Here is a 25,801-nt window from a genome sequence, read left to right on the forward strand (position 1 = left end):
CGTGCCCTTATGGCGCAAACAGAGGACCGAGGCCCGCCATCATCAGCAATTGCGGGCCGGCCAGCAGTGCGATCACGCCGGCCCCGGCAATGAACGGCCCGAACGAGAACGGCGATTCGCTCTTCGCACCACGCGCAATGCGCACGAGCCCAAACACTAGCCCCACGACCGACGAGAGCAGCACCACCAGTGGCAGCGCCTGCCAGCCGAACCACGCGCCGAGTGCGGCCATCAGCTTGAAGTCGCCGTAGCCCATGCCCTCACGGCCGCGCAGCAGCTTGTAGGCCCAGTAGATCGACCACAGGAACAGGTAGCCGGCCATCGCGCCAATCACCGCATCGGGCAGGTGCGTGAACATGCCGAACAGGTTCACGCCCAGCCCAAGCCAGAGCAGGGGCTGCGTGATGGCGTCGGGCAACAGCTGCGTGTCGGCGTCGATCATCGTGCCGGCGATCAGGAACCAAAGCAGCACCGCCGACGCAATTGCCACCCACGTCGGGCCGAAGTGCCACAGGCAGGCCGCCGTCAGCAGACCGGTGACCAGTTCCACCGCGGGATATCGCCACGAGATGGGCGTTTTGCAGGCACTGCACCGGCCGCGCAGCGCAAGCCAGCTCAACACGGGGACGTTCTCGATCGCCTTGATCTGATGACCGCACGACGGGCACGCCGAGCGCGGCACGATCAGGTTGTATGCGTCGGGATGAGGCAGTGGCTCTTCGCGAAGCTCGGCGATGTAGTTGGCCTCCTCTCGCTCGATCATGCGCGGCAGGCGGTGGATCACCACGTTGAGGAAGCTGCCGACCAGCAAGCCCACCAGTCCGCCGGCGGCAATCACGAACCACGCCGGCAGTTGCGTCAGCGTGGAGATGATGAACATCTCGGGCATTGCGTCAGACCACCGTACCAAGTTTGAAGATCGGTAAATACATCGCCACAACCATGCCACCGATCATCACACCGAGGAAGACGATGATGATTGGCTCGATCAAAGTCGAGATGTTGGCGACCGCATCGTCCACCTCACGCTCGTAGAACTCGGCCACCTTGAGCAGCATGTTGTCCAGGGCACCAGACTCTTCACCGATTTGCGTCATCTGCAGAACCATGTTGTCGAACACATGCGTGGCCTGCATGGCGTTGGTGAGACTTGTGCCGATACGTACCGCTTGCTGAACCTCCAGGGTTGCATCATGGTAGATCCAGTTGCCGGCGGCACCGGCGACCGACTCCATCGATTCCACCAACGGTGTGCCCGCTGCGAACATTGTCGCCAGCGTGCGAGTCCAGCGAGCAATGGTCGCTTTGCGAATGATGTCGCCAAAGATGGGGATATTTAGGATAACGCGATGCGTCGAACGCTGGACGTTTTCGGATCGCTTGAATGCGCGTGAAAACAGCGCGATGCCGGCGATGGGGCCCAGCACGATGGGTATCCACCACTTGACGAAGAAATCCGATATCGCAATGACGAACAGCGTCGGCGCCGGCAAATCGGCGCCGAAACTGGAGAACACGCCCTTGAACGACGGCACCACAAAAATCATCAGGACGACGGTCACGGCAAACGCCACCGTCAGCACCGAGATCGGATAGATCATCGCCGACTTGATCTGTGCCTTCAGCGCGATCGACTTCTCCATGTACAGCGAAAGCCGCTCGAGCAGCGCATCCAGAATACCGCCTTGCTCGCCCGCGTCGATCAGGTTGCAGTACAGCGTGTCGAAGTACTTGGGATGTCGGCGGAAGGCTTGCGCCATGCTGCTGCCCGACTCGATGTCGAAACGGATTTCCGTCAGCAGCTGTGTGAAATTCGGATTGGCGTGGCCCTTCGCGATGATGTCGACCGACTGAAGCAGCGGGACGCCGGCCTTCAACATGGTCGAGAGCTGGCGCGTGAAGTAGGCGATGTCCTTCGGCGTGATCTTCTTGCCGCGGGCCGCACGACGGCGCTTGGACTTGGTGATCGACAAGCCTTGCTTGCGCAGGACGGCATTCACCTCGGTGATGCTCTCGGCGCGCATCTCGCCCTTGAAGATCTTGCCTTTGCGATCTTTGCCTTCCCACTCGAAGATGTACTGCGTGGGCGCCTTTGTCTTGGCGGTCTTTCGCGCTGGCGCGGCGGCCGCGCGATTCGCGGCAGGTGCTCGTGTGGCCATGGTTGGTTCCTACCCCCCGGTATGGGAACGATTGATCGAGAAGGTTATTGGTTCGTTGTGGCCAGCACTTCCTCTAGGGAAGTCAGCCCCTGCTTCACTTTTCGCAAGCCCGATTCGCGCAGCGACATCACGCCGTCCTTGCGTGCCTGCTCGGCAATCTGCAGCGCCGTGCCGTGCGTGAGAATGATCTCTTGGATCGCTTCGGTGATCGGCATGACCTGGTAAATGCCGACCCGGCCTTTGTAGCCACTGCCGTTGCAGGTCTCACAACCGACCGGGTGATACGGCTGCCAGGAGCCGTCGACGTCCGCTTCGGTAAAGCCCGCGTCGAGCAGCGTTTCCTTGGGCAGCGGCCCCTGCTTCTTGCAATCCTTGCACAACCGGCGTGCCAGACGCTGCGCCGTAATCAGCAGCACCGACGACGCGATGTTGAACGGCGCCACCCCCATGTTCATCAGGCGGGTCAGCGTGGTCGGGGCGTCGTTGGTGTGCAGCGTGGAAAACACCAAGTGACCGGTCTGTGCGGCTTTGATCGAAATGTCGGCCGTTTCCAGATCCCGGATTTCGCCCACCATGATGATGTCCGGATCCTGCCGCAGGAACGACTTCAGCGCCGCCGCAAAGGTCAGGCCCGCCTTGTCATTCACGTTGACTTGGTTGATGCCGGGCAACTGGATTTCCGCCGGATCTTCGGCGGTAGAGATATTGATGTCGCCTTGGTTCAGCCTGTTCAGGAAAGTGTACAGCGACACCGTCTTGCCTGAGCCGGTTGGTCCCGTCACGAGCACCATGCCATACGGGCGCTTGATCACGTCGAGCAGCAACTGCTTTTGCTCCGGCTCGTAGCCGAGCTGGTCGATATCGAGCCGCTCGGTGGACGACTCCAGAATCCGGATCACGATCTTCTCGCCGAACAGCGTCGGCAGCGTCGACACCCGGAAGTCGATGGCGCGCTCGATCGTCTCTTTGTTGTCCTTGTCCTTGCGGTCTTTCGGGACGGTGATGAGCAGCTTCATGCGGCCGTCTTGCGGCACGCGCTTTTCCGAGATGTCGAGGCGCGAGAGCACCTTGATGCGGGTGGCGATCTTGTCCCGGATATCCAGCGGCGGCTGCGCGACCTGCGCGAGGATGCCGTCAATACGGAAACGCACGCGGTAAAACGTTTCAAAGGGCTCGAAATGCAAGTCCGACGCGCCGCGCAACAGGGCCTCGGTGAAGAGCTTCTGCAGGAAGCGCACCACGGGGGCATCGTCGATGCCATCGGTGGTGGTGCGACGCGTGGCGGCAGCAGCGCCCGGGTCGTACTCGATCTGCGTAGCTTCCTGCTTGGGGAAGAGCGACTTGATCTCGGCCGGCGCTTCATTGGCGATGCTCAGTTGCCGCACCAGCTTGTCGTGCTCCACGATGACCGTTTCGATGGCCACGTTCATCTTCTGACGCAGCTCTTCGATTGGCTTCGGATCGCTCGGGTCTGACGTGGCCAGGATGAGACGGTTTTCGCGACGGCCCAGCGGCAACAGGCGCAACTGAGCAAAGTGCTTGTTGGCCGACAGCACGGCCGGTACGGTGTCGAGCTTGTACTGCGCCAGGTCCAGCAGCGGCATCTGATACTTGCCGGCGACAAACATGGCAAGGTCGTGCGCACTCATGATCCCGCTGCTCACCAGTTCGTCGATCAACTGCGTGCGTTTTTCACGCGCGCTCTGTTCGAGCTGGGTGAGTAACGTCGGCGCGATCCGCCGGCTCTGCGCTAGAGCGAGTCCGAGTGTCATGAGTCCAGTCCGTCAGGCTGAAGCTGACCATTTCAGCGTGCGCCGGGCCCCACCGCCTCCAGCGTGCGCTCGCCCCCCAAGGCGATTGTTTTATGTTCTGCAGCCGGTACCCCACCCATTCGTGGGGGGTGGTGTCCGGAACCGGGGCAGTTTGCCGACCGCCCCTGTATTTGTAAAGCGCACATCAAAGCGCAGCTTGCATTTGTGCCACATCGGCAGAAAACCGCCCCAACTGAAGCGTTTGCTCTCGAGTGTGGCGTCAACTGCGCTTTGGCTGCGGCGGCTGATGCAGCCGCACCGTGCGGATCGACTGGCTGTCCATCTGGACGATATCCATCACGCAGCCCGCAATCTTCACACTGACCGTCGCCTCGGGAATCTCTTCCAGCACTTCCAGTACCAGCCCGTTGAGCGTCTTCGGGCCGTCGGTCGGCAGGCTCAGGCCGAGGCGCCGGTTCAGATCGCGCAATGACATTCCCGCATCCGCAAGATAAGTGCCTTCCTTGTCCCAGGCCAGCTTGCCGGCGTTGGGCAGCGTGGTGGTGAACTCGCCGATCATCTCTTCGATGATGTCTTCGAGCGTCACCAGCCCCAGCATGTCGCCATACTCATTGACGATCAGACCGATGCGGCGGCGATTCTCCTGAAAGTACTGCAGTTGCCGGAAAACGGGCGTGCCGCTCGGTACGAAATATGGCTCGGCCAGCAGGCCTCGGAAATCGTCGTGCGTAAGTTCGGTGTGCCCGAGCAGCGACAGCGCCTTGCGCACATGCAGGATGCCGATCACCTGATCGCTGTCCTGCTCGAACACCGGCAGCTTGTTGTGATAGCAGGTCTCGAGCTGCTGGATGACTTCTTCAATCGGGCGCGACAGATCGAGCGATTCAACCCGCGCGCGCGGCGTCATCACGTCGTCCACGGTGATGACGTCAAGATCGAACAGGTTGAGCAGGATGCTGCGGTGCTTGTGCGGAATGAAGTTGCCTGATTCCAGCACCAGCGTGCGCAGTTCCTCGGTCGACATGCGCTGCTCTGGCGCCTTACGCGTGTTGATGCGCACCAATCTCAGCACACCCATGGCAAACGCGTTGACCACCGCGACCAGCGGCGTCGAAATCTGCAGCAGCGGCTTGATGATGAAGCTGGCCGGGAAGGCCACGCGTTCGGGGTAGGTCGCGCCCACGATCTTGGGGGCAATCTCGGCGAATACGATGATAAGAAACGCGACGATGGCCGTGGCAATCGACAGCGTCGTTCCGTTGTTGCCGAAGTAGTGGATGGCCAAGGTGGTGATCAGCACCGGCACGGCGGTGTTGATCAGATTGTTGCCGATCAGGATGAGTGAAAGCAGCTTGTCGGTCTGACCGAGCAACTGCTGCGTATTGCGCGCGCCCGATACGTTGGACTTGGCAAGATGCCGCAGGCGATGGCGGTTGAGCGCCATCATCGCGGTTTCGGAAATCGAGAAGAAGGCGGAGCAGCACAACAGCAGCACGACGGCGCCGATTTGTGCCCAGAGCGGCCAAGAGTCCAAAGCGGGAGGGGAAGGGCGGCGAAGCGCCCACTATAACAGAGGGGTTTGCCGCTTCTGCGCACACGGCCATTGGCCGCGCGGACAGCGCAACACCCCGCTGGATTGAGCGGACGATGCGGAAAATGCCTGGGAATTGCTGTGCGGCGATGCTGAAAACCGTGCCGCAGGAACGACTTGAATACGAGAAACTGGTCGGGGTGAGAGGATTCGAACCTCCGGCCTCTACGTCCCGAACGTAGCGCTCTACCAGGCTAAGCTACACCCCGATGCTTCTTCGCAGATCTCGTGCGTGTCAGGACTGACGTTGCAGCGAGAAAGCACACAAGTCTATCAGCGTCTGGCGGAAAAGGGAAGGGGGGAATGCGTTTGCTGCTGCTTCAGCTGCGGCGGCTTCGCGCTCGGCGGCTTGGCGCGTGTACTCCAATGCGCCGGAAGCCTGAATGGCGGCGAAGATCGCATCGAAATGTTCCGTGCCGCCTTGCTCGATGGCTTGGCGCACCAGTGCGCGTTGTTCTTCCGTGCCGTTCGATAGCAGGTGGATGAGCGGCAGGGTTGGCTTGCCCTCGCGCAGGTCGTCGCCGGCGTTCTTGCCCATTTGATCCGCGGTGGACGTGTAGTCGAGCAGGTCATCGACGATCTGGAACGCGGTGCCGATGCGGCGGCCGTATTCGGCGGCGGCTTCTTCAGTGGCGGCGTCCGCGCCTGAGAGCACTGCGCCAATCTGTGCGGCCGCCTCGAAAAGCTTGGCGGTCTTGTAGCGAATGACCTGCAGGTAGCGCTCTTCCGTCACGTCTGGGTCGTGCATGTTCAGCAGCTGCAGAACCTCGCCTTCGGAAATGATGTTGGTTGCGTCGGCCAGGATCTGCATGATGCGCATGCTGTTGGCCTGCACCATCATCTGGAAGGCGCGCGAATACAGGAAGTCGCCCACCAGCACGCTGGCCGCATTGCCGAACACGGCGTTGGCGGTCTTTCGGCCGCGGCGCAAGTCGGATTCGTCAACCACGTCGTCGTGCAGCAGCGTGGCTGTGTGGATGAACTCGACCACGGCGGCCAGCTCGTGCTGATGCTCGCCCTTGTAGCCGAGCGCATTTGCCACCAGCAGCAGGATCACTGGACGCAGCCGCTTGCCGCCGGCGCTGATGATGTATTCACCAATCTGATTGATCAGTACCACCTCCGAGCCCAGGCGGCGGCGGATCACGGCATCGACGGCGCGCATGTCTTCAGCGACAGGGGCGAGCAGGACGGAGGCGGAGATTTGGGTCAAGGCGAATTCCGACAGAAGGCGTGTGGCTGATAGTCGACTTGCGCGCGAGCGATGCGGCGCAAAAAACCGCGAGATTATAGAGCAACCAAGTAGTTTGCCCGATGGCGTGTCGCCCGACGCTTGATGTGGCTGGTCGTTGTGCGGGCGCAGCACACGCATTGGGCGATTAGCCTTTGATTTGCTTGAGTTTTTCTTGTATAGTTGCGAGTTCTCTGTGTCCGTTGTCTGCGCATGCGGTCGACAAGTGGCGCAAGAGTCATGTTTTAGTTCTTTTATCGAGGTCCGACAATGTACGCGGTCGTAAAAACCGGCGGTAAGCAATACAAGGTTGCTGCTGGCGAAAAACTGAAAGTAGAACAGATACCGGCGGACGTTGGCGCAGAAATCACGCTTGACCAGGTGCTCGCAGTGGGCGCCGGCGACCAACTCAAGGTTGGTGCGCCGCTGGTGAGCGGGGCTGCCGTCAAAGCCACCGTCATCTCCCATGGTCGTCACGACAAAGTGCACATCTTCAAGATGCGCCGTCGTAAGCACTATCAAAAGCGCCAAGGGCATCGTCAAAATTACACCGAGTTGCGTATCGACTCGATCGTGGCCTAAGGCTGCGTCGTCTACGTAACCGGATAGGAGTTCAGTCATGGCACAGAAAAAAGGCGGCGGTTCCACACGGAACGGCCGCGATTCCGAGTCGAAGCGCCTGGGCGTGAAGGTGTACGGCGGTCAAGCCATCAACGCTGGCGGCATCATCGTTCGCCAACGCGGCACCCGCACGCATGCTGGCGTGAACGTGGGCATGGGCAAGGACCACACCCTCTTCGCGCTGGTCGATGGCCACGTGAAGTTCGCCAACCGCGGCGAAGGCAAGAAGCAGTTCGTCGACGTTGTTCCGGCGGCCTGATTCAGCCTTGTAGTAGAAAGGCCCCGCACCCGTGCGGGGCTTTTTCGTTTCTGGCCGCTAACAAAACGCGACTTTGATCCTGGGCGGTACGCTGCTTCTTGGCGCGTGTTCCAGGTGCGTTCTGTTAGCGACGGCGCGAGTGGCGCCGATTTCTTTTTACCTGCCGTGCGTACGCCGCACGGGCGGAGACCTCCATGAAGTTCATCGACGAAGCCCGGATTGAAGTGATCGCTGGTGACGGCGGCAACGGCAGCGCCTCGATGCGCCGCGAGAAATTCGTCCCGTTTGGCGGACCGGACGGCGGCGACGGTGGGCGTGGCGGCAGCGTGTGGGCCGTGGCTGACCGCAACATCAACACCCTGATCGACTACCGCTTTGCCAAGAAGCATCTCGCGCGCAACGGCGAAAACGGTCGCGGTGCCGACTGCTACGGCGCCGCTGGCGACGACATCACTCTGCGCATGCCTGTGGGCACTGCCATTTACGATGCCGACACGGAAGAGCTGATCGCCGACCTGACGATCGACGGTCAGCGCCTGTGCCTGGCGCAGGGCGGCGAGGGCGGCTGGGGCAACATTCACTTCAAGTCGAGCACCAACCGCGCGCCGCGCCAGAAGACCGACGGCAAGGCCGGTGAGCGCCGCAACCTTCGCCTCGAGTTGAAGGTGCTGGCCGACGTGGGCTTGCTCGGCATGCCCAATGCGGGCAAATCGACGCTGATCACCGCCATTTCCAATGCGCGCCCGAAGATTGCCGACTACCCGTTCACGACGCTGCACCCGAACCTGGGTGTGGTCCGGAGTGGCCCATCGAAATCGTTCGTGGTGGCGGACATTCCCGGCCTGATCGAAGGCGCAGCGGAAGGCGCCGGTTTGGGCCACCAGTTCTTGCGGCACCTGCAGCGTACGCGCGTGTTGCTGCACGTGGTGGATCTCGCCCCGTTCGACGAGAACGTCGACCCCGTGGCCGAAGCCAAGGCGATTGTCGGCGAGTTGAAGAAGTACGACGCTGAACTCTTCGACAAGCCGCGCTGGCTCGTGCTCAACAAGCTCGACATGGTGCCCGAGGACGAACGTGAAGCGCGCGTGAAAGACTTCGTGAAACGCTTCAAGTGGAAGGGCCCGGTGCACCGCATTTCTGCGTTGACGCACGATGGCACGCAGGCGCTTGTCCACGCGATCCAGGAATACCTCGACGAGCTGCGCGCTGAAGAGGACGCCGCAGCGGCCGCGCCCGACCAGCGTCTGGATCCGACACTGCACAACGTCGACCACGACGATCAAGCCTAAACACAACAGACATTCTTCGGAGACACGCCCACCATGGCCCTGCATTCGCTGATTGCCGATGCGCGCCGCCTTGTCGTCAAGGTCGGTTCCAGCCTGGTTACCAACGATGGCCGTGGCCTCGACCAGGCCGCCATTGCCCGCTGGGCCGCGCAGATCGCGGCGTTACGGGCGGCGGGCAAGGAAGTCGTGCTGGTGAGCTCCGGCGCCATCGCCGAGGGCATGCAGCGGTTGGGCTGGGCCAAGCGTCCGAAGGAAATTCATGAGTTGCAGGCCGCCGCTGCCGTCGGGCAGATGGGGCTGGCGCAGGTGTACGAATCTGAGTTCGCGCGGCACAGCATCCGCACAGCGCAGGTGCTGCTCACGCACGGCGATTTGGCTGATCGGGAGCGCTACCTCAACGCGCGTTCCACGCTGCTCACGCTGCTGAGCCTCGGTGTCGTGCCGATCATCAACGAGAACGACACCGTTGTCACCGATGAAATCAAGTTCGGCGACAACGACACGCTGGGTGCGCTTGTCACCAACCTGATCGAAGGCGATGCGCTGATCATCCTGACAGACCAGCGCGGCCTGTATACCGCTGATCCGCGCAAGGACCCAGGCGCTCGCTTTGTCGACGAGGCGCAAGCCGGCACGCCCGACCTTGAGCAGATGGCTGGCGGCGCCGGTTCGAGCATTGGCAAGGGCGGCATGCTGACGAAGATTCTGGCGGCCAAGCGCGCGGCAAAATCGGGCGCACACACCATCATTGCTTCGGGTCGGGAGGCTGACGTGCTTGCTCGGCTGGCGAACGGCGAGGCCATCGGCACGCAACTTCGCGCGCCGACCGGGCGGATGGCGGCGCGCAAGCAGTGGATGATCGACCACCTGCAGCTGCGCGGTCGCGTGGTGTTGGATGCCGGCGCGGTAGAAAAACTCACGGCCGGCGGCAAGTCGTTGCTGCCGATTGGCGTGACCGAAGTGCAGGGCGAGTTTGCGCGCGGCGAAGTGATCTCGTGCGTGGACGCGGCGGGGCTGGAAGTGGCCCGTGGGTTGACGAACTATTCGTCAGCTGAGGCCCGCTTGATTGCGCGGAAGTCGTCTTCGGAGATCGAGGCGGTGCTGGGGTATGTGAGCGCTGCGGAGTTGGTGCACCGCGATAATTTGGTCTTGCTCTGAGTTGGGGTGTTGGTGGCTTGCCCCCTTCGGCCCCGGTAGGGGCGAAAGGGGGGCAATCGAAACCCCGCGCCTTTAGGGCCCGAAATAGCGCCCGCTGCCGCCCAACCGTTGCACGAGCGTAGAAGCCTTCCCATCTCCCGCTACTGAGCGCACGTCGCAGAAGTAAGAGCGCATCAGCGCCGACGCATAGTCCGTCGGCCCGCCATTGCCAACGCGCTGCCAATCGGTGGCCGGCTTGTAGGCGTTCATGCTGGCGGATTCAGCATTCGCGGTTTCGTTCATGTCGACCGCGCGGTTGCCGACCCACTGGTTGGTGTCATTGCGCAGCGTCGCATAGATGCGTCGCTCGGCCGTGTCGCAGCGCAGGCCTTCGTAGTTCACGTTGCGCGCGCCGGTCTTACTGGTGATCAGCACGGTGTAGCGCACTACGTTGTCCTTGCCGATCGACACCGATTTCGGATCGATGGCAAAGCGCAGCGGCGAATCATTGCGGCCGCCCACATCGAACGGCACGGCATCGCGATCGACCGGCGGGGCCGGGAAGGTCACAGCGTCTTCCTTGAAGGGCTTGTCGTTGAATGGGTCCATCAACAGCTTGTCTTCGAGGTCGCCGGTGCGGTTATGGCCACATGCCGTCAACGCCAGCGCAGCCGCCAGCGCGAGCGGCACGAGAGCGCGGCGCGCTCCACGTGTCGTCGTCATCAAATTCACGAATTGTCCTTAGGAGCCGTGTCGTCAGGGTTGGGAGAGGAGGGGGCAGGTGCGGATACGCTCACCGTTTCGACGATGACCGTCGTGGTGGTGACGGTCAGGGCTGGCTGGGCGTACTGCTCGTTTCGGCCGCTCTGGCCGCCAGAACGTTCACGGTGATCGCGCGCATCACGTCCGTCGCGCTCACGGTGCTGCCCGCCGCGCCCGTAGGGCGAGAGCGGTGCGCGAGTCTGCCGCTGCACGAAGCGCGACAGCTCCGACAGCGCTAACTGATACACCTCGCGCTTGAACTCGATGACGGCTTCGAGCGGCACCCAGTACTGGCTCCACCGCCACGCATCGAATTCCGGATGCTCGGTGGCGCGCAGCTGGATGTCGCAGTCGCGACCGACCATGCGCAGCAGGAACCAGATCTGTTTCTGGCCCCGGTAATGGCCGCGAATTTCGCGGCGGATGAACTTGTCCGGCACCTCATACCGCAGCCAGTCGCGCGTGCGACCGACGATCCGGACGTGTTCTGGCAACAGGCCGACTTCTTCGTGCAGTTCGCGGAACATCGCTTGTTCGGGCGTTTCGCCGTATTTGATGCCGCCTTGTGGAAACTGCCAGGAGTGCTCGCCAATGCGCTTGCCCCAGAACACCTCGTTTCTTGCGTTGATGAGGATGATGCCGACGTTCGGGCGGAAGCCTTCACGATCGAGCATGACTGCACCTCGAATACTTTAGAATTACGCCGATTATAGAGCGGCCCGTCGCTCGGCTGTCACAGACGCCGAAATGTTGCCGCTCACTCGCGCCTCCTGGGGGAGGGGTGCCGATTGCGCGAATGTGCGCCCGGCGCCTCGTCTCATCTCCTGATTCCGGTGGCTTTTGCCCTTGTTTTCGCGGCTTTGGTTGGCCGCGTCATCCCTTATTGTCAGTCGCATGAAAGCGTCCCAATTCTTCATTTCCACGCTCAAGGAAGCGCCCGCCGACGCGGAGATCGTCTCGCACAAGTTGATGATGCGTGCCGGCATGATCAAGAAGCTTGGCGCGGGCCTCTATACGTATATGCCCGTGGGGTTGCGCGTGATCCGCAAGGTTGAGCAGATCGTGCGTGAGGAAATGAATGCCGCTGGCGCGGTGGAAGTGCTGATGCCGGTGGTACAGCCGGGCGAGCTGTGGCAGGAGACCGGCCGCTGGGACAAGATGGGCGACGAACTGCTGCGTTTCAAGGATCGCCACGAGCGCGACTTCGTCATGCAGCCGACGTCGGAGGAAGTGGTGACCGACATCGCCCGCACCGAAATCCGCTCGTACAAGCAACTGCCGGTCAATTTCTACCAGATCCAGACCAAGTTCCGTGACGAGCGCCGCCCGCGTTTCGGCATCATGCGCGGCCGTGAATTCACGATGAAGGACGCATACTCCTTCGACCGCGACGCCGAGGGCCTGAAGGTGTCGTACCAGAAGATGTACGACGCCTACACGCGCATCTTTCAGCGCTTCGGCCTGGAGTTCCGTGCGGTGGCCGCCGATAACGGCGCCATCGGCGGGTCTGGCTCGCACGAATTCCACGTGATTGCCGACACGGGCGAAGACGCCATCATCTATTGCCCGGATTCGGACTACGCCGCCAACATCGAGGCCGCCGAAGCCGTGGCTCCGGCTGCGCCGCGTGGGGCTGTCACCGAGGCGCTTACCAAGACGCATACGCCGGGTCGCGCCAAGTGCGAGGCCGTGGCCGAACAATTGGGTATCCCGCTGCAGCGCACGATCAAATCCATCGTGCTGGCAACCGAAGTCGAGGGCGGAGAGCCCCAGATCTGGCTGCTGCTGCTGCGCGGCGATCACGAACTCAACGAGGTCAAGGCATCGAAGGTGCCCGGCCTGGCCGACTTCCGCTTTGCCACCGAAGGTGAAATCCTGCGCGCGTTCGGCACGCGCCCGGGCTATCTCGGCCCGATCGGCACGAAGCTGCCGGTGAAGGTCGTGGCCGATCGCACGGCGGCTGCCATGAGTGATTTCGTGGTCGGCGCCAACGAAGAGGATTACCACTTCACTGGCGTGAACTGGGGCCGCGATCTGCCCGAGCCCGAGGTCTACGACCTGCGTAACGTGGTGGCGGGCGATCCGTCGCCGGATGGCAAGGGCACGCTGGCCATCTGCCGCGGCATCGAAGTCGGTCACGTCTTCATGCTGGGCACGCGTTACTCCGAGGCGATGAACGCGACGTTCCTCGATGAAAACGGCAAGACCCAGCCGATGGTGATGGGCTGCTACGGCATCGGCATCACGCGGATCCTGGGTGCGGCCATCGAGCAGAACTACGATGCGCGCGGGATCATCTGGCCGGCGTCGATCGCGCCGTTCCAGGTGGTGATCTGCCCGGTGGGTTACGACCGCTCCGACGCCGTGCGCGAAGAAGCGGACCGCCTGCACGCCGAACTGGTCGCCGCCGGTATCGACGTGATGCTGGACGATCGCGGCGAGCGCCCCGGCGCGATGTTCGCCGACTGGGAGCTGATCGGTGTGCCGTTCCGCGTGGTGGTGGGCGACCGCGGCCTGAAGGACGGCAAGCTGGAATTCCAGGGCCGCCGCGACGAAGCTGCCACCGCCGTGGCACCGGCCGACGTGCTGGCTACGCTGAAGGCGCGTCTCGCGCAATAACGCAACGACAGGACCCACCACGCATGCCCCGCTTGTTCTCCGCCCGCCTGATCGCCACTGCGCTGTGCGCAGGGACGTTGCTCGCGGGCACGCAGGCGGCGTGGGCGGGCGCCCAGAAAGAGGAGTACCTGGCGGACTCCGTGCGCAGTGCGCTGTCTGCCGCAGTGGCCGATAGCCGCCCGCTGCGCCCGGTCTTTGCCAGCAACGACGAACAACTCGGCTACCTGCGCTGGCTGGCCGAGATGTCGGTGCGCATGTCGGGCAAGATTCCGCAGGCATCGGTACGCGTCGAGCTGATCGAGACGGCGTATTACGAAGCCAAGCGCGCAGGCCTGGACCCGGCGCTGGTGCTCGGCCTCATCCAGGTGGAAAGCGGTTTCCGCAAGTACGCCATGAGCAGTGCCGGTGCGATGGGCCTGATGCAGGTGATGCCGTTCTGGACACGTAGCATCGGCGACAACGACGCGCGCAAGCTCTTCCATCTGCAGAGCAACCTGCGTTATGGCTGCACGATCCTGCGTCATTACCTCGACATGGAAGGCGGCAATCTGTATCTGGCGCTGGGCCGCTACAACGGCAGCCGGGGGCAGCCGCAATATCCGAATGCCGTGCTGGCCGCCTGGAAGCGCTGGCAATATCAGGAGTCGAGCGCGATGACGGTGTCTGCGCCGGTTCCTGCCGAGCCCCTTCGGCCCGCTCCGCGTGCCAAGGCGTTGCCGGAAGTGCCGGCGCGCAATCCGTTCTCGCCGCTGCGTATTGCTGGCGGTCCGGCTGGCGGTTCGTGATCTTCAGTCGACGAACGGTCGGCCTACAATAGGGCCATCTTTCGCTCGCCCGCATCTCCATCCCGCATGTCCACCTCCCAACCGTACGCGACGATGTCTGACGCGCTGCGCGACTGGCTGCAGCGTCACGTGACCGAAGGTTTCGAAGCCGAATCCCTGGTGGCGTCGATGGTGCAATCTGGCTACGACCGCGCCTTCGCGCGCCGTGTCGTCGATGAGGCGCTGACCGCCCGCGCGCCCGCTCCGATTGCTGCGCCCTCGCCTACACCCGTCGCCGATCAGGCGGTCGAAAACAGCAACGCCGTGCATACCGCCGATGGCGATATCCCCATCCTGTTTGCGATCGAAACGCCGCGCATCGTGCTGTTCCAGCACTTTCTGTCGGACGCCGAGTGCGACGAACTGATCGCGATCGGGCGCAACCGCCTCAAACGTTCGCCCGTGGTGAATCCCGATACGGGCGAGGAAAATCTAATTTCGGCACGCACCAGCCAGGGCGGGATGTTCCAGGTGGGCGAGCATCCCTTGATTGCCAAGATCGAGGCACGCATCGCGCAGGCCGTGGGCGTGCCGGTCGAACACGGCGAAGGCTTCCAGGTCCTGAACTACCAGCCCGGCGGCGAATATCAGCCGCACTTCGACTTCTTCAACCCGGGCCGCAGCGGCGAGGCACGCCAGCTCGAAGTCGGCGGCCAGCGCGTGGCTACCATGGTTATCTATCTGAACAGCGTGCAGGCCGGCGGCGCGACGGGCTTTCCGAAGCTCGGGCTGGAGGTGGCGCCGGTCAAGGGCAACGCGGTCTTTTTCGTCTACAAACGCCCCGACGGCACGCTGGACGAAGACACGCTGCATGCGGGGCTGCCGGTCGAGCGCGGTGAAAAATGGATCGCCACCAAATGGCTGCGTGAACGCCCCTATCGTCGCGGCGCCTGATCGACGTTAGGCGATGGAATACACGTTCCTCTCTGCGACCGTCCTGCTGGTGCTGATCACCGATCCGCTCGGCAACATTCCCATCTTCATCTCGGCGCTGAGGCCGGTAGCGCCTGAGCGCCGCAACCGCGTCGTGCTGCGCGAGGTCGGTATTGCGTTCGTGCTGCTGCTCGTCTTCATGTTCTTCGGCGAGAGTTTCCTGCGCATGATGAGCCTGACCGACATGTCGCTGCAGATTGCCGGCGGCATCGTGCTGTTCTTGATCGCGCTGCGGATGATCTTCCCGCGTGAAGGTGGTGCAGAGTCGCAGCCCACCGGTGAGCCCTTCATCGTGCCGCTGGCGATTCCGGCCATTGCGGGGCCGTCGGCGATGGCCACGGTGATGCTGCTCGTGTCACAGGCGCCCGGGCGCATGTGGACGTGGGTCGGCTCGCTGTGCGCGACGATGGCCGTGTGCGCCGTGGTGCTACTGAGCGCCACGCACATCCAGCGCCTCGTGGGCGAGCGCACGGTGATGGCGTTCGAGCGCCTGATGGGGCTGATTCTGGTGGCGATCTCGGTGGAGATGCTGCTCAAGGGCATCCGCACGTTCGCGCACCAGCTTTGAACGCGGGGCGTGGGCAAACAAAAAGGGCGACACATTAGTCGCCCTTTTTGTTTGCCGCGCGGTGCCGCCTCAGGTGTTCTTGAGCGCGCGGATGGTCGGCAGGTTGCGCCAGTAGCCCTTGGCGTCCATGCCGCAGCCGAACACGTAGCGGTCCGGCACGTTGAAACCGCAGAAGTCCGGGTACAGCGGCTTGGACTTGCTGAGCGTCTTCTCGCACAGCACGGCGGAATAGAACTCCGCGGCACCCATGTCGATGATGCGCGAACGGATGGCGGCCATCGTCTCGCCTTCATCGAGGATGTCGTCCAGCACCAGCACCGTGCGGCCCTTGACCGATTCGCGCGGTGCCACGCGCCACTGCATCTCGCCGCCCACCGTCTTGTTGTTGTAGCGCGAGAGGTGGATGTAGTCGAACTCTAGCGGGAAAGCCAGCTTGGGCAGCAGCATGCCGGTAAAGACGGCCGCGCCGCCCATCACGGACAGCACCATCGGAAAGGTGTCACCGATCTTCTCGGTGATCTGTTCGGCCATGCGGTCCAGCGAGCCGCGCACGGCGTCTTCGCTGACGATTTCTTCGGAGTTGGCCCAGAGTTCGCGGGCCTGTTCTGCGCTCAGCATCGTGTCAGTTCGGTGAAACGGTTCGGTGTGTCGATCAAAGGTGCGATTCAGGAAGGAGGGTAGCCCGCTCAGCGGCCGCCGAACATCCCCTTCATGCCGCCTTTCATGCCGCCCATGGCGCGCATCATCTTCATCATGCCGCCGCCTTTGAGCTTTTTCATCATGGATTGCATCTGCTCGAATTGGTTGAGCAGACGGTTGACTTCCTGCACCTGCACGCCCGCACCGGCGGCAATGCGGCGCTTGCGGCTCGCCTTGATGAGTTCGGGTTTGGCACGCTCGGCGGCCGTCATGCTGTTGATGATGCCTTCCATGCGGCGGACCTGCTTTTCGGCCTGGTCCATGTTGGCACCCTGCGCCTGCTGCGCGAACTGTGCAGGCAGCTTGTCCATCAGGCCGCCCAGGCCGCCCATCTTCTTCATCTGGCCAATCTGGGCCTTGAAGTCTTCGAGGTCGAAGCCGCCGGTCTTCTTGATCTTGGCGGCAAGCTTCTGCGCCTCTTCCATGTCGACACCACGCTGGGCTTCTTCCACCAGCGCGAGGATGTCGCCCATGCCCAGAATCCGCTGGGCCATGCGGTCGGGATAGAACGGCTCCAGCCCGTCGAGCTTTTCGGCCACGCCGACGAACTTGATCGGCTTGCCCGTGATGTGACGCACCGACAGCGCCGCGCCACCGCGCGCATCCCCGTCGAGCTTGGTCAACACCACGCCGGTCAGAGGCAGGGTGTCGTTGAAGGCCTTGGCGGTGTTGACGGCATCCTGGCCGAGCATCGCGTCGACCACGAACAGCGTTTCGGCCGGCTTGAGCGTGGCGTGGAGCGCGGCGATTTCTTGCATCATCGCCTCGTCGATGCCAAGGCGGCCGGCGGTATCGACGATCAGCACGTCGTGGTAGTGCTTCTTGGCCCAATCCAGTGCTGCAGCGGCAATGTCTACAGGCTTCTGGTCCGGCTGCGAGGGGAAGAAGTCCGCGCCGACCTGCTCGGAAACAGTCTTCAACTGCGCGATGGCGGCGGGGCGATACACGTCGCACGACACCGTCAGCACTTTCTTCTTCTTGTTCTCTTTGAGCCACTTGGCGAGCTTGCCGACCGTGGTGGTCTTACCCGCGCCCTGCAGACCGGCCATGAGGATGATCGCGGGCGGCGTGACGTTGAGGTTCAGCTCCGCCGCGCGGCCGCCCATGATGTTGCTGCCGACGCCTTCCAGCGCTTCCTGGCCGCCGATGATGGCCGTCAGTTCGCGCTGCACGATGCCGACCAGCGCCTGGCCAGGCGAAAGGCTCGTGATGACGTCTTCGCCGAGCGCTTTTTCCTTGACGCGGGCAATGAACTCGCGCACGACCGGCAGCGCCACGTCGGCTTCGAGCAGTGCCAGGCGGACTTCGCGCAGCATCTCGGCGGTGTTGGCTTCGGTCAGGCGCGCTTCGCCGCGCATGGTCTTGACCACGCGCGCAAGCCGTTGGGTCAGGTTATCCAGCATGACAGTGACAGAGATCCGGAATTGGGGACGGGATGAAGAGGAGGCCGGCGCGCATTTGGCTTGCACCGGCAGGGAATGTACTTAATGCGCGCATGTTGCGTTCCCGCCCAACGAGGCTTTCGGCGGGGGCAGGCCCCAGCCAAAACCGGGGTGCGCTGCGGTAAACTGTGCAAATGGCAATTGTACTGTATGCGCTGACGGCGCTTCTCTACGGCATCCTCGCTTCGGTAGCGTGGGCGCGACGCGGTGGGCTGGGTGCCCAGGCCCCGGCGGGAGCCATGGCGGCAGGTGGTCCGTCGCCGGGTGCCACGGTCCTCGTTCCGCCGCCTCCGGGCGCCGCCGACACGGTCCCGGCCTGGTGGCGCTGGGGTTTGCTGGCCGCTTTGATCGCGCACGGGTTCCTGTTGCACGAGACGATTTTCCCGGCCAGCGCCATGGTATTTGGCTTTGCCTATGCGCTGTCGGCCATGCTGTGGCTGGGCGTGGGCATTTTCTGGATCGAAAGCCTTTTCTTCTCGCTTGCCGGCCTCGGCCTGCTCGTGATGCCGGTGGCGCTGGTCGGAAGCCTGTTGCCGGTGGTCTTCCCTGGCACGCAGATTCTCGGCTATGCGGCCAGCCCGCTGTTCAAGCTGCACTTCGCTATTGCCAACGTCGCCTACGGGCTGTTCACGCTGGCGGCATTCCACGCGATCCTCATGCTGGCTGCAGAGCGCCGACTACATACGATCAACCGGCCGGAGGCAAGCTGGTTCAGCCGCTGGCTGGATCTGTTGCCGCCGCTGCTCACGCTTGAGAAACTGCTGTTCCGCCTGATCGGCGCGGGCTTCGTGCTCTTGACGCTGACGATCGCATCGGGCGTGCTGTTCTCCGAGCAACTGTTCCACAGCGCCTTCCATTTCGATCACAAGAACATCTTTGCCGTGCTGTCCTGGGCGATGTTCGGTGGCATCCTGATCGGCCGGCGTTTTCGCGGCTGGCGCGGACGTGTAGCGCTGCGCTGGGTGATGGCGTCCTTTGCGATCCTGCTGCTGGCGTACGTGGGCAGCCGCTTCGTGCTCGAAGTCATCCTGCATCGCGCCTAGTGCGCCCCTGGCGCCTGCGCCGTTACTTGTCCTTGTCTGTTCTCCATGTCCCGTCCTGTCCTGCTGATCCTGATGCTGCTCGCCGGCTGGTGGTGGTTGAGCCGCCTTGGGACGCGTTCCTCCCGCTCTTCGGGGCAGGGCCAGACAGCCTCGCGCGGGCAGGGCGCGGCCAATCGCACGCCTGAGCCCCAGGCCTCGCAACCCATCGAGCAATGTGCCGTGTGCGGCGTGCATGCACCGCGCACCGGCATGATCGCGCTGCCGGGCGGCCGCTATCGCTGCCCCGAGCATGCTGACCGAGGCAACACGTGACGCCCGAAGCGTCGGGTGCCGTGCGGGCAACGCCATCCGCCGCGCGTAGCCTGCTCTCGCGCCTGAACGCCTGGCGCGCGCTCCGTTCGGTCTGGCTGGAGCCCGATCCGCCTGAATTCCAGTGGCGCCTGCTGCGCTATTTCGCCTTCAGCCGCGCAGCGGTGGCGCTGGTGCTGTTGCTGTTCGTGATGGTGCCGCGCGAGCACAACGACGCAGTCGGCCTGCCCAATAGCGATGCCCTGCTCAGCCTGACGCTGCCGTATCTGGCGATGGCCCTGCTGATTCTGGCGGCGGCCGGCTGGTGGCGCACGCGATTCCAATTCCGCGTGCGACTGGACGTGGTGCTCGATCTGCTGTTCCTGGGGCTGGCGTATGCGACGCTCTCGCGCCTGTCGGCCAGCGTGGCGATGGTGCTGCTGGTGCCCGTGCTGGCCGCCGGCGCGCTCACCAGCCTGCTGTTTGCGCTGTTCACGGCGGCCGTGGCCTCGATCGTGGTGCTGGCCGATCCGTTCCTGCGGATGATGAGCGACGGAGTGATTGCGCCGGGGCTGGCATCTGCCGGGCTGTACGGCCTGGTCTACATGATGGCCGCGTCGATGATGTACGGCCTGTCGCATCGCCAGATCGCGCAGGAACGTTTGACGATGGCCCGCGAGCGCGAGCTGCGTCTGCAACAGCTCGTCAACCGCCTGATGGTCTACGACATGCAGGACGGCGTGATGCTGGTGCGTGCCGATGGCCGTGTCGTTGCAGCCAACCCGGCTGCGGCCATGCTGCTGGGCGTGCCACAGAGCGCGTTTGTCGGCAGCGGTGCGATGTTGTTTGACTTGAAGGACGTGCCGCACCTGCGCCCGCTGCTCGAAATGCTGCGCCAGTGGCTGCGCCGCAAGAGCCGTCCCACCGATGGCACCGGTGACGACGATGCACCGCGCATCCTCGACCTGCTGCCCGTTGCCTCGGGCGGGCGGGGTGGCCGCGCCATGTTGAGCGCTCGCCTGCGCCTGCGCTTCATCCTGCCGAGCCTGGCCAACCTGCGCAGCGTCTATATGGATAGCCTCGTCAGCTCGATCGGCCGGGGCCTGCCGGGCGAGGGCGGCGAGATGCGTCCACGTATTCCGTCGGCCGAGGCCACCGCACAGGGCTGGTCGGTGGACGACGAAGCGTTTCTGCGCCACGAGTTGCATGACACCGTGCTGGTCCATGTGGAAAGCTGGGAGCGTGTGGCGGAGCAGGCGCAGCAGGAAAAGCTGGCCTCGATGGGGCGGCTGGTGGCCAGCGTCGCGCACCAGATCCGCAACCCGCTGGCCGCGATCAGCCAGGCCGCGGAACTGCTGGACGATCCGGGCGACGGCCAGGATGGCGGCGCACACGTGCGTCCGGAAAGCTCCGGCGTGGAGACGCGCCTGCTGCGCATCATCCGTGACAACGTGCGCCGGCTCGATCAGGTGGTCGCCGACGTGCTGATGCTCTCGCGCCGCCCGCGTGGCGAACGCGTGCGCGTGCAACTGGCGCAGGTGCTGCCGGAGGTGGTCGAGCGCTGGCGTGCCGAGGCCCTGCGCCGCGCAGGTGAAGCAACCGAGATCAACCCGAACCTCGTACGCGTGGCGGTCGACCTGGACAAGCCCGTGCTGTTCGACCCGGCGCAGTTGCTGCAGGTCGTGGGCAACATGCTTGACAACGCGCTGCGCTATTGCCGCCGTGTGCCGGGTTCGATCCAGCTGGCGGCCTACGCGCTGGACGATACCCACGCCGAACTCGTGATCTGGAACGACGGCCCGGAAGTGCCGACCGAGCAGCAACGCAGCCTGTTCGAGCCGTTCTTCACGAATGACGCACAAGGCACTGGTCTGGGCCTCTACATGGCCCGCGAGTTGTGTAGCGCCAACGATGCGCAGATCCGTTACGGTGCCATCGCACTGGAATCCTTGCTCGATCGCACCGGAGCGTTGACCATGGAGGCGCGCGACACATTGCCGCGCCGCGCCTTCGTCATCACCCTGATGTTTGACCAACCTGCCTTGGCCGTAGCGGAATGATCCGCTGGCCGCGAATTTCCGCCGATCTTCTGCTGATTCATGTCCAAAGCCGCCATCGTTCGCGAACCCATTCTCGTCGTCGATGACGAAGCCGACCTGCGCGAGCTGCTGGAGATCTCCCTGCGCCGCATGGGGCACGACGTCGTGCTCGCCAGCGGGCTGGCCGAAGCGCGCGAGGCGCTTTCGCGCCAGCGTTTCGCACTCGTGCTGACCGACATGCGCCTGGGCGATGGCCTGGGCATTGAGCTCGTGCGCCAGCTCTCTGCCACGGCAGATCGCACGCCGGTGGCCGTCATCACCGCTTATGGCAGCGCCGAGAACGCGGTCGAAGCGCTCAAGGCCGGTGCGTTCGATTACATCGCCAAGCCGCTCTCGCTGGACCAGTTGCGCAGCCTCGTGCTCAACGCGCTGGGTCGCCAGCAACGCGATCCCGATCCCGGTAATGCCGACTTGGTGGAGCGCACCAACGACCTGCTGCCAGGCCATTCCGCCGCGATGCAGGAAGTGCGCCGTTCGCTGATGCGCCTGTCGCGCAGCATGGCGCCGGTGGTGATCAGCGGCGAATCCGGCAGCGGCAAGGAGCGCGCTGCGCGCGCTGTGCATGCCCTGTCTGCGCGTGCATCGCGGCCGTTTGTGGCGGTCAACTGCGGTGCGATTCCCGAGAACCTGATGGAAGCCGAGTTTTTCGGCTACGTGAAAGGCGCTTTTACCGGCGCGGACAGCGATCGCCAGGGTTTCTTCCAGGCGGCCAATGGCGGCACGCTCATGCTCGATGAGGTGGCCGACCTGCCGCTCACGATGCAGGTGAAATTGCTGCGCGCGTTGCAGGAGCGCCGCGTGCGCAAGATCGGCGAGAGCCGCGAAGATCCGGTCGACGTGCGCGTCGTTTGCGCCAGCCACCAGAACCTCGCGCGGTTGGTGGCCGCCGGCCGTTTTCGCGAAGACTTGTTCTACCGCCTGAACGTGCTGGAGCTGCGCATGCCCACGCTGCGCGAGCGTGCCGAAGACGTGCCCGTGCTGGCCGGCGTGCTGCTCGAACAGCTCGCCAGCCGCTACGGCGATCCGCGCCCCAAGCGCCTGACGCGTCCGGCGCTGCAGCAACTGTGCGCGTACCCGTTCCCGGGCAACGTGCGCGAGCTGGAGAACCTGCTGGAGCGTGCCTACGCGTTTGCGGAAGGCGAGTCGATCGATGTGGACGACCTTGGCGCGCTGGGCGCCGAGATCGAGCGCTCGCCGTTGTTCCACCGCACGCGCGAGGCGCAGGCTGCTGCAGCCGCCCATCACCCGATGTCGCCGCCGCCGATGGCGAACTGGCCTGATGCCGTCTACATGCCGGCGCCTGTGCCAAGCCCCTTGGGAATGCCGCAACCAGTGGCACAGCCCGAGCCGGCGCCCGTTGCGCAGCCGGCGGAGCCGTCGCTGCCGAGCGTTGCATTGCCGATCGATCTGCCGGCCTACCTGGAGTCGGTCGAGCGCAACGTGATCCTGGCCGCGCTGGACCAGACGGGCTTCAACCGCACGGCAGCGGCCAAGCTGCTCGGATTGTCATTCCGCCAGTTGCGCTATCGCATGCAGCAACTTGGCATCCGTGACCCGCGGGACATTGAAGCGCCGTCTGGCAGCGTGGGTGAACCTGCCGGAAATGGGCTGAACGGCGATGCCTGAACGGTTGCATATCGGTGCTGACGGATGGGTCGATGGCGGGCACCGACATCCGTCGCCGAATATCGACGCGCGGCCCGAAGGCATGCCGATCGACCTGATCGTGCTGCACAACATCAGCCTGCCGCCCGCGCAGACTGCTGCCGATTTCGGCACCAATCACGTGCTCGACTTCTTTACCAACACGCTCGACTGCGACGCGCATCCGTACTTCGATCAGTTGCGCGGCGTGCGCGTATCGGCGCATTTCTTCATCCGTCGCACAGGAGAGTGCGTGCAGTTTGCGCCGTGCGACGCGCGCGCGTGGCATGCCGGTGCGTCGGACTTTTTCGGCCGAACGCGCTGCAACGATTTCTCGATCGGCATCGAAATCGAGGGCACCGACGATCTGCCCTTCGCGCCCGAGCAGTACGCCGCCACGGCGTCGCTCGTGCGGGCGATCTGCGCGGCGTATCCCATTACGGCGATTGCCGGGCACTCGGACATTGCACCGGGCCGCAAGACCGATCCGGGGCCGCATTTCGACTGGGCGCATCTGCGTGCGCTCGGCGGGTTCAACGCGGCGTTGTTTCCGTATCAGCACGCGCTCTGAAATGAAAACGGGCGGCCTGTTGCGAAGGCCGCCCGCGTTTTTCTCCCAGCTGATCCTTCTAGTTCAACACCTCAGTTGCCCATCGCCGGGTCGGACACGCTGTCCTTGCCCGTTTCCATCCGGCCGGCAAAGCGCCGCGTGAAGCCGCCTTGCGGCACCGTCACCGTAAAGTCGTACCAGTTGCCCTGGCGCGCGATCGGCCAGTGCTGGTCGAGCTGCTTGCCGGCTGGGATGTCGAACGTCCACGGGCCGTCGGTGCGGTAGGCGTTGGGTTTGACGGTGAAGGTGCAGCCGGCGGTGCCGGTGTTCATCATCGTGATGTAGACCTCGGCGTTGGCCAGGTCGTAGCACACGCGGATTTCCGGCGCGCTCGAACCCGCTGCCGACACGGCACTCACATCGCCCGAGAAGGCGCGGTGGAAGCCGTTGGGGCCGAGCACCCACAGGTCGTACTTGCCCTTGTCTGCGGTGAAGACGTCCCACGTGTCGTCGAGCATCTTGCCGGGCTCGACCGCATAGCGGCGCGGCACGCGGTCCAGATGCAGACGGTCGTACACGTGGAAGACGGCCGCGGCCGTGCCGGTGTTGCTGAAGATCAGGCGCAGCGTGCGGTTGGTGGCGTCTTCGCGTGCGCTGACGTGCAGCTCGTACGGCAGGGCGCGCGAGGGGCGGGTGCCGGTGGCTTGTGTAGGCATTTGCTGCGCCGTGACGGAGGGCAGCGGCACCTGCGGCTGCAACCCCTGCGCGGTGCGGATGGCGTCGGCAGTGGTCTTGTCGCGGCTGGGAAGCGTCGGCAGCGTTTCGTTGTTCGGGTTGACGAAGTTGAAGGCGCTGGTCAGGTCGCCCAGCACGGCGCGACGGTATGCGCTGATGTTCGTCTCCTGGACGTTGAAGCGCAGTTCCAGGAAGCGCAGCACCGAGGTGTGATCGAACGCCTGCGAGTTGACCCAGCCGCCGCGGCTCCACGGCGAGACGATGTACATCGGCACGCGCGGGCCGGGGCCATAGGGGTGTTGGTCCGTGTGGTATTCGCCGGCCGTGCTGACCGTCGATTTGCCGGCCAGCACGCCGTTGTCATAGGCGGGGGCTGCGGGCGGCGGCACGTGGTCGAAGAAGCCGTCGTTTTCATCGAAGTTGATGAACAGCACGGTCTTGCTCCACACGGCCGGGTTGGCGGTGAGCGCGTTGAGCACTTCCTGCGTGTACCACGCGCCCTGCACGGGGCTCGACGGGCCGGGGTGCTCGGAATACGTGGCCGGTGCAACGATCCACGACACCTGCGGCAGAAGGCCTGCGGCGATGTCATCCTTCAAGGCTTGCAGGAAGCCGCCGTCGGGCATGGTGTTGCCGACACCCTTGATGAGCGGGCTGACGGTTTCGTCGGCTGGCGTGTACGGCGGGAACGGGGTGCCGTCGGCCAGGTTGCCACGCGCGGCGTTGGCATCGCGGTAGGCCTTGAAGCCCGCGAGCGGGTTGTCGGTGAAGTTGTCCGGCATGTTCTGGTAGACCTTCCACGACACGCCGGCAGCCTGCAGGCGTTCCGGGTAGGTCTTCCAGTTGTACGTGACGCTGGCGTCGAGGTGGTCGCCGCTGTTGTCGATGACCGGGCCGCCCGCAGCGCCGGTCGGGTCGTTCGTGCCCGTCCAGTGGAACAGGCGGTTGGTGTTGGTGCCGCCGTGGAACGAGCAGTGGTACGCATCGCACAGCGTGAAGGCGTTGGCCAACGCGAACTGGAAGTCCAGCTCGGCCTGCTTGTAGTAGCCCATCGACTGCGTCTGCTTGTAGGTCGGCCACTTGCTCATGCGGCCGAGGTCCCATGCGTTTTGGGCATCGGGGTAGCTGTGCGGGGTGCCCGAGACGCGCTGCGCGTTGCCGGCGCTGCTGTCGAGGTAATAGGGCAGCACCGTGCGGCTCGGTCCGCTGCTTGGCACGTAGGTCTGCTGCCACACGTTCAGCCCGCCGGCCAGCGGAATGGGGAAGCGGTCGCCGAAGCCGCGCACACCTTGCAGCGTGCCGAAGTAGTTGTCGAACGAGCGGTTCTCCTGCATCAGGATCACCACGTGTTCAACGTCGCGCATCGTGCCGGTGGCGTTGTTGGCGGGAATCGCCAGCGCACGGCGGATCGACGGCGGGAAGGCGGCGAGCGCAGCGGCGGAAATCGCGCCCGTGCTGGCCATCTTGAGGAAGTTGCGGCGGCTGCCGTTGTTGGCGTGGTTCGTGTCGGAAGTCATGTCGGTCTCAAACGCAAGT

The 25,801-nt window shown here is 64.0% G+C and carries 23 protein-coding genes and 1 tRNA gene; 13 read left to right on the forward strand and 11 right to left on the reverse strand.

What is annotated here, in order from left to right; translation table 11 throughout:
• Positions 1–7 precede the first annotated feature (7 nt).
• From M1D44_RS01350 to ispB, 6 genes are all read right to left on the reverse strand, one after another.
• Positions 8–889 carry a prepilin peptidase gene (locus M1D44_RS01350; protein WP_024979166.1) on the reverse strand — a complete coding sequence of 294 codons (882 nt, stop codon included), beginning with the start codon at positions 887–889 and terminating at the stop codon, positions 8–10.
• A gap of 4 nt (positions 890–893) precedes the next feature.
• Entirely contained in the window at positions 894–2,159 is a 1,266-nt protein-coding gene (locus tag M1D44_RS01355) for a type II secretion system F family protein (RefSeq protein ID WP_024979165.1), read from the reverse strand.
• Positions 2,160–2,203: 44 nt separating this feature from the next.
• Positions 2,204–3,931 carry a type IV-A pilus assembly ATPase PilB gene (pilB, locus tag M1D44_RS01360; RefSeq protein WP_439004847.1) on the reverse strand — a complete coding sequence of 576 codons (1,728 nt, stop codon included), beginning with the start codon at positions 3,929–3,931 and terminating at the stop codon, positions 2,204–2,206.
• A gap of 259 nt (positions 3,932–4,190) precedes the next feature.
• Positions 4,191–5,465, reverse strand: coding sequence for an HlyC/CorC family transporter (locus tag M1D44_RS01365; protein WP_024979163.1), 1,275 nt, complete (start codon positions 5,463–5,465; stop codon positions 4,191–4,193).
• 189 nt (positions 5,466–5,654) lie between these two features.
• Positions 5,655–5,731 (reverse strand) — tRNA-Pro (locus tag M1D44_RS01370).
• A gap of 26 nt (positions 5,732–5,757) precedes the next feature.
• Positions 5,758–6,687, reverse strand: a complete 930-nt coding sequence (gene ispB / locus M1D44_RS01375) for an octaprenyl diphosphate synthase (RefSeq protein WP_316854229.1) — start codon at positions 6,685–6,687, stop codon at positions 5,758–5,760.
• Positions 6,688–7,023: 336 nt separating this feature from the next.
• Here ispB and rplU point away from each other — a divergent pair, with 336 nt between their 5' ends.
• From rplU to proB, 4 genes are all read left to right on the forward strand, one after another.
• Entirely contained in the window at positions 7,024–7,335 is a 312-nt protein-coding gene (gene rplU, locus M1D44_RS01380; RefSeq protein WP_004633023.1) for a 50S ribosomal protein L21, read from the forward strand.
• Between the two features lie 37 nt (positions 7,336–7,372).
• On the forward strand, positions 7,373–7,633 hold the full coding sequence (gene rpmA / locus M1D44_RS01385) for a 50S ribosomal protein L27 (protein WP_004633021.1): 261 nt from the start codon (positions 7,373–7,375) through the stop codon (positions 7,631–7,633).
• Positions 7,634–7,827: 194 nt separating this feature from the next.
• The gene (gene obgE, locus M1D44_RS01390) at positions 7,828–8,922 is read left to right on the forward strand and encodes a GTPase ObgE (RefSeq protein ID WP_112183598.1); all 1,095 of its coding nucleotides are present in this window, start codon (positions 7,828–7,830) and stop codon (positions 8,920–8,922) included.
• 33 nt (positions 8,923–8,955) lie between these two features.
• A complete protein-coding gene (proB, locus tag M1D44_RS01395) occupies positions 8,956–10,080 on the forward strand; it encodes a glutamate 5-kinase (RefSeq protein WP_200869066.1) in 1,125 nt (374 codons plus the stop codon).
• A gap of 72 nt (positions 10,081–10,152) precedes the next feature.
• Here proB and M1D44_RS01400 read toward each other — a convergent pair whose 3' ends face one another.
• Positions 10,153–10,782, reverse strand: coding sequence for a CNP1-like family protein (locus M1D44_RS01400; protein WP_024979160.1), 630 nt, complete (start codon positions 10,780–10,782; stop codon positions 10,153–10,155).
• Between the two features lie 5 nt (positions 10,783–10,787).
• Positions 10,788–11,495, reverse strand: a complete 708-nt coding sequence (locus M1D44_RS01405) for an RNA pyrophosphohydrolase (protein ID WP_024979159.1) — start codon at positions 11,493–11,495, stop codon at positions 10,788–10,790.
• A 220-nt stretch (positions 11,496–11,715) separates the two neighbouring features.
• Here M1D44_RS01405 and M1D44_RS01410 point away from each other — a divergent pair, with 220 nt between their 5' ends.
• The 4 genes from M1D44_RS01410 to M1D44_RS01425 all read left to right on the forward strand — a co-directional run bounded on the left by M1D44_RS01410 (position 11,716) and on the right by M1D44_RS01425 (position 15,765).
• Positions 11,716–13,440, forward strand: coding sequence for a proline--tRNA ligase (locus tag M1D44_RS01410; protein WP_112183600.1), 1,725 nt, complete (start codon positions 11,716–11,718; stop codon positions 13,438–13,440).
• 23 nt (positions 13,441–13,463) lie between these two features.
• Positions 13,464–14,225 carry a lytic transglycosylase domain-containing protein gene (locus M1D44_RS01415; RefSeq protein ID WP_112183603.1) on the forward strand — a complete coding sequence of 254 codons (762 nt, stop codon included), beginning with the start codon at positions 13,464–13,466 and terminating at the stop codon, positions 14,223–14,225.
• A 66-nt stretch (positions 14,226–14,291) separates the two neighbouring features.
• Positions 14,292–15,158: a 2OG-Fe(II) oxygenase gene (locus M1D44_RS01420; protein WP_024979156.1), complete on the forward strand. Its 867-nt coding sequence runs from the start codon at positions 14,292–14,294 to the stop codon at positions 15,156–15,158.
• Between the two features lie 13 nt (positions 15,159–15,171).
• A complete protein-coding gene (locus M1D44_RS01425; protein ID WP_024979155.1) occupies positions 15,172–15,765 on the forward strand; it encodes a MarC family protein in 594 nt (197 codons plus the stop codon).
• A 69-nt stretch (positions 15,766–15,834) separates the two neighbouring features.
• On the opposite strand, the gene M1D44_RS01430 is transcribed toward M1D44_RS01425, so the two are convergent.
• The gene (locus tag M1D44_RS01430; protein ID WP_024979154.1) at positions 15,835–16,383 is read right to left on the reverse strand and encodes a hypoxanthine-guanine phosphoribosyltransferase; all 549 of its coding nucleotides are present in this window, start codon (positions 16,381–16,383) and stop codon (positions 15,835–15,837) included.
• 68 nt (positions 16,384–16,451) lie between these two features.
• Positions 16,452–17,867, reverse strand: a complete 1,416-nt coding sequence (gene ffh / locus M1D44_RS01435) for a signal recognition particle protein (protein ID WP_024979153.1) — start codon at positions 17,865–17,867, stop codon at positions 16,452–16,454.
• A gap of 173 nt (positions 17,868–18,040) precedes the next feature.
• On the opposite strand from ffh, the gene M1D44_RS01440 reads away from it, so the two are divergent.
• Genes M1D44_RS01440 through ampD form a run of 5 tightly spaced genes read left to right on the forward strand, consistent with a single transcriptional unit; the run spans position 18,041 to position 23,551 of the window.
• Positions 18,041–18,949, forward strand: a complete 909-nt coding sequence (locus tag M1D44_RS01440; protein WP_024979152.1) for a cytochrome C assembly family protein — start codon at positions 18,041–18,043, stop codon at positions 18,947–18,949.
• A gap of 45 nt (positions 18,950–18,994) precedes the next feature.
• The gene (locus M1D44_RS01445) at positions 18,995–19,261 is read left to right on the forward strand and encodes a hypothetical protein (RefSeq protein ID WP_316684750.1); all 267 of its coding nucleotides are present in this window, start codon (positions 18,995–18,997) and stop codon (positions 19,259–19,261) included.
• Positions 19,258–21,297 carry an ATP-binding protein gene (locus M1D44_RS01450; protein WP_316854207.1) on the forward strand — a complete coding sequence of 680 codons (2,040 nt, stop codon included), beginning with the start codon at positions 19,258–19,260 and terminating at the stop codon, positions 21,295–21,297. The genes M1D44_RS01445 and M1D44_RS01450 overlap by 4 nt, the downstream gene beginning before the upstream one ends.
• A gap of 39 nt (positions 21,298–21,336) precedes the next feature.
• Positions 21,337–22,962 (forward strand): sigma-54-dependent transcriptional regulator, encoded by a 1,626-nt coding sequence (locus tag M1D44_RS01455; protein WP_112183610.1) that lies wholly within the window; start codon positions 21,337–21,339, stop codon positions 22,960–22,962.
• Positions 22,955–23,551 carry a 1,6-anhydro-N-acetylmuramyl-L-alanine amidase AmpD gene (ampD, locus tag M1D44_RS01460; RefSeq protein WP_316854208.1) on the forward strand — a complete coding sequence of 199 codons (597 nt, stop codon included), beginning with the start codon at positions 22,955–22,957 and terminating at the stop codon, positions 23,549–23,551. The genes M1D44_RS01455 and ampD overlap by 8 nt, the downstream gene beginning before the upstream one ends.
• A gap of 71 nt (positions 23,552–23,622) precedes the next feature.
• Here ampD and M1D44_RS01465 read toward each other — a convergent pair whose 3' ends face one another.
• A complete protein-coding gene (locus M1D44_RS01465) occupies positions 23,623–25,782 on the reverse strand; it encodes a phosphocholine-specific phospholipase C (protein ID WP_316854209.1) in 2,160 nt (719 codons plus the stop codon).
• Between the last annotated feature and the right edge of the window lie 19 nt (positions 25,783–25,801).

It is taken from the genome of Ralstonia sp. SA306 (assembly GCF_054792405.1).

What these genes read in the sequence shown, in the direction of transcription:
- M1D44_RS01350 (WP_024979166.1), bottom strand. Translation starts at nt 889, where the DNA reads ATGCCCGAGATGTTCATCATCTCCACGCTGACGCAACTGCCGGCGTGG.
- M1D44_RS01355 (WP_024979165.1), bottom strand. Translation starts at nt 2,159, where the DNA reads ATGGCCACACGAGCACCTGCCGCGAATCGCGCGGCCGCCGCGCCAGCG.
- pilB (WP_439004847.1), bottom strand. Translation starts at nt 3,931, where the DNA reads ATGACACTCGGACTCGCTCTAGCGCAGAGCCGGCGGATCGCGCCGACG.
- ispB (WP_316854229.1), bottom strand. Translation starts at nt 6,687, where the DNA reads ATGCGCGCCGTCGATGCCGTGATCCGCCGCCGCCTGGGCTCGGAGGTG.
- rplU (WP_004633023.1), top strand. Translation starts at nt 7,024, where the DNA reads ATGTACGCGGTCGTAAAAACCGGCGGTAAGCAATACAAGGTTGCTGCT.
- rpmA (WP_004633021.1), top strand. Translation starts at nt 7,373, where the DNA reads ATGGCACAGAAAAAAGGCGGCGGTTCCACACGGAACGGCCGCGATTCC.
- obgE (WP_112183598.1), top strand. Translation starts at nt 7,828, where the DNA reads ATGAAGTTCATCGACGAAGCCCGGATTGAAGTGATCGCTGGTGACGGC.
- proB (WP_200869066.1), top strand. Translation starts at nt 8,956, where the DNA reads ATGGCCCTGCATTCGCTGATTGCCGATGCGCGCCGCCTTGTCGTCAAG.
- M1D44_RS01400 (WP_024979160.1), bottom strand. Translation starts at nt 10,782, where the DNA reads ATGACGACGACACGTGGAGCGCGCCGCGCTCTCGTGCCGCTCGCGCTG.
- M1D44_RS01405 (WP_024979159.1), bottom strand. Translation starts at nt 11,495, where the DNA reads ATGCTCGATCGTGAAGGCTTCCGCCCGAACGTCGGCATCATCCTCATC.
- M1D44_RS01410 (WP_112183600.1), top strand. Translation starts at nt 11,716, where the DNA reads ATGAAAGCGTCCCAATTCTTCATTTCCACGCTCAAGGAAGCGCCCGCC.
- M1D44_RS01415 (WP_112183603.1), top strand. Translation starts at nt 13,464, where the DNA reads ATGCCCCGCTTGTTCTCCGCCCGCCTGATCGCCACTGCGCTGTGCGCA.
- M1D44_RS01420 (WP_024979156.1), top strand. Translation starts at nt 14,292, where the DNA reads ATGTCCACCTCCCAACCGTACGCGACGATGTCTGACGCGCTGCGCGAC.
- M1D44_RS01425 (WP_024979155.1), top strand. Translation starts at nt 15,172, where the DNA reads ATGGAATACACGTTCCTCTCTGCGACCGTCCTGCTGGTGCTGATCACC.
- M1D44_RS01430 (WP_024979154.1), bottom strand. Translation starts at nt 16,383, where the DNA reads ATGCTGAGCGCAGAACAGGCCCGCGAACTCTGGGCCAACTCCGAAGAA.
- ffh (WP_024979153.1), bottom strand. Translation starts at nt 17,867, where the DNA reads ATGCTGGATAACCTGACCCAACGGCTTGCGCGCGTGGTCAAGACCATG.
- M1D44_RS01440 (WP_024979152.1), top strand. Translation starts at nt 18,041, where the DNA reads ATGGCAATTGTACTGTATGCGCTGACGGCGCTTCTCTACGGCATCCTC.
- M1D44_RS01445 (WP_316684750.1), top strand. Translation starts at nt 18,995, where the DNA reads ATGTCCCGTCCTGTCCTGCTGATCCTGATGCTGCTCGCCGGCTGGTGG.
- M1D44_RS01455 (WP_112183610.1), top strand. Translation starts at nt 21,337, where the DNA reads ATGTCCAAAGCCGCCATCGTTCGCGAACCCATTCTCGTCGTCGATGAC.
- ampD (WP_316854208.1), top strand. Translation starts at nt 22,955, where the DNA reads ATGCCTGAACGGTTGCATATCGGTGCTGACGGATGGGTCGATGGCGGG.
- M1D44_RS01465 (WP_316854209.1), bottom strand. Translation starts at nt 25,782, where the DNA reads ATGACTTCCGACACGAACCACGCCAACAACGGCAGCCGCCGCAACTTC.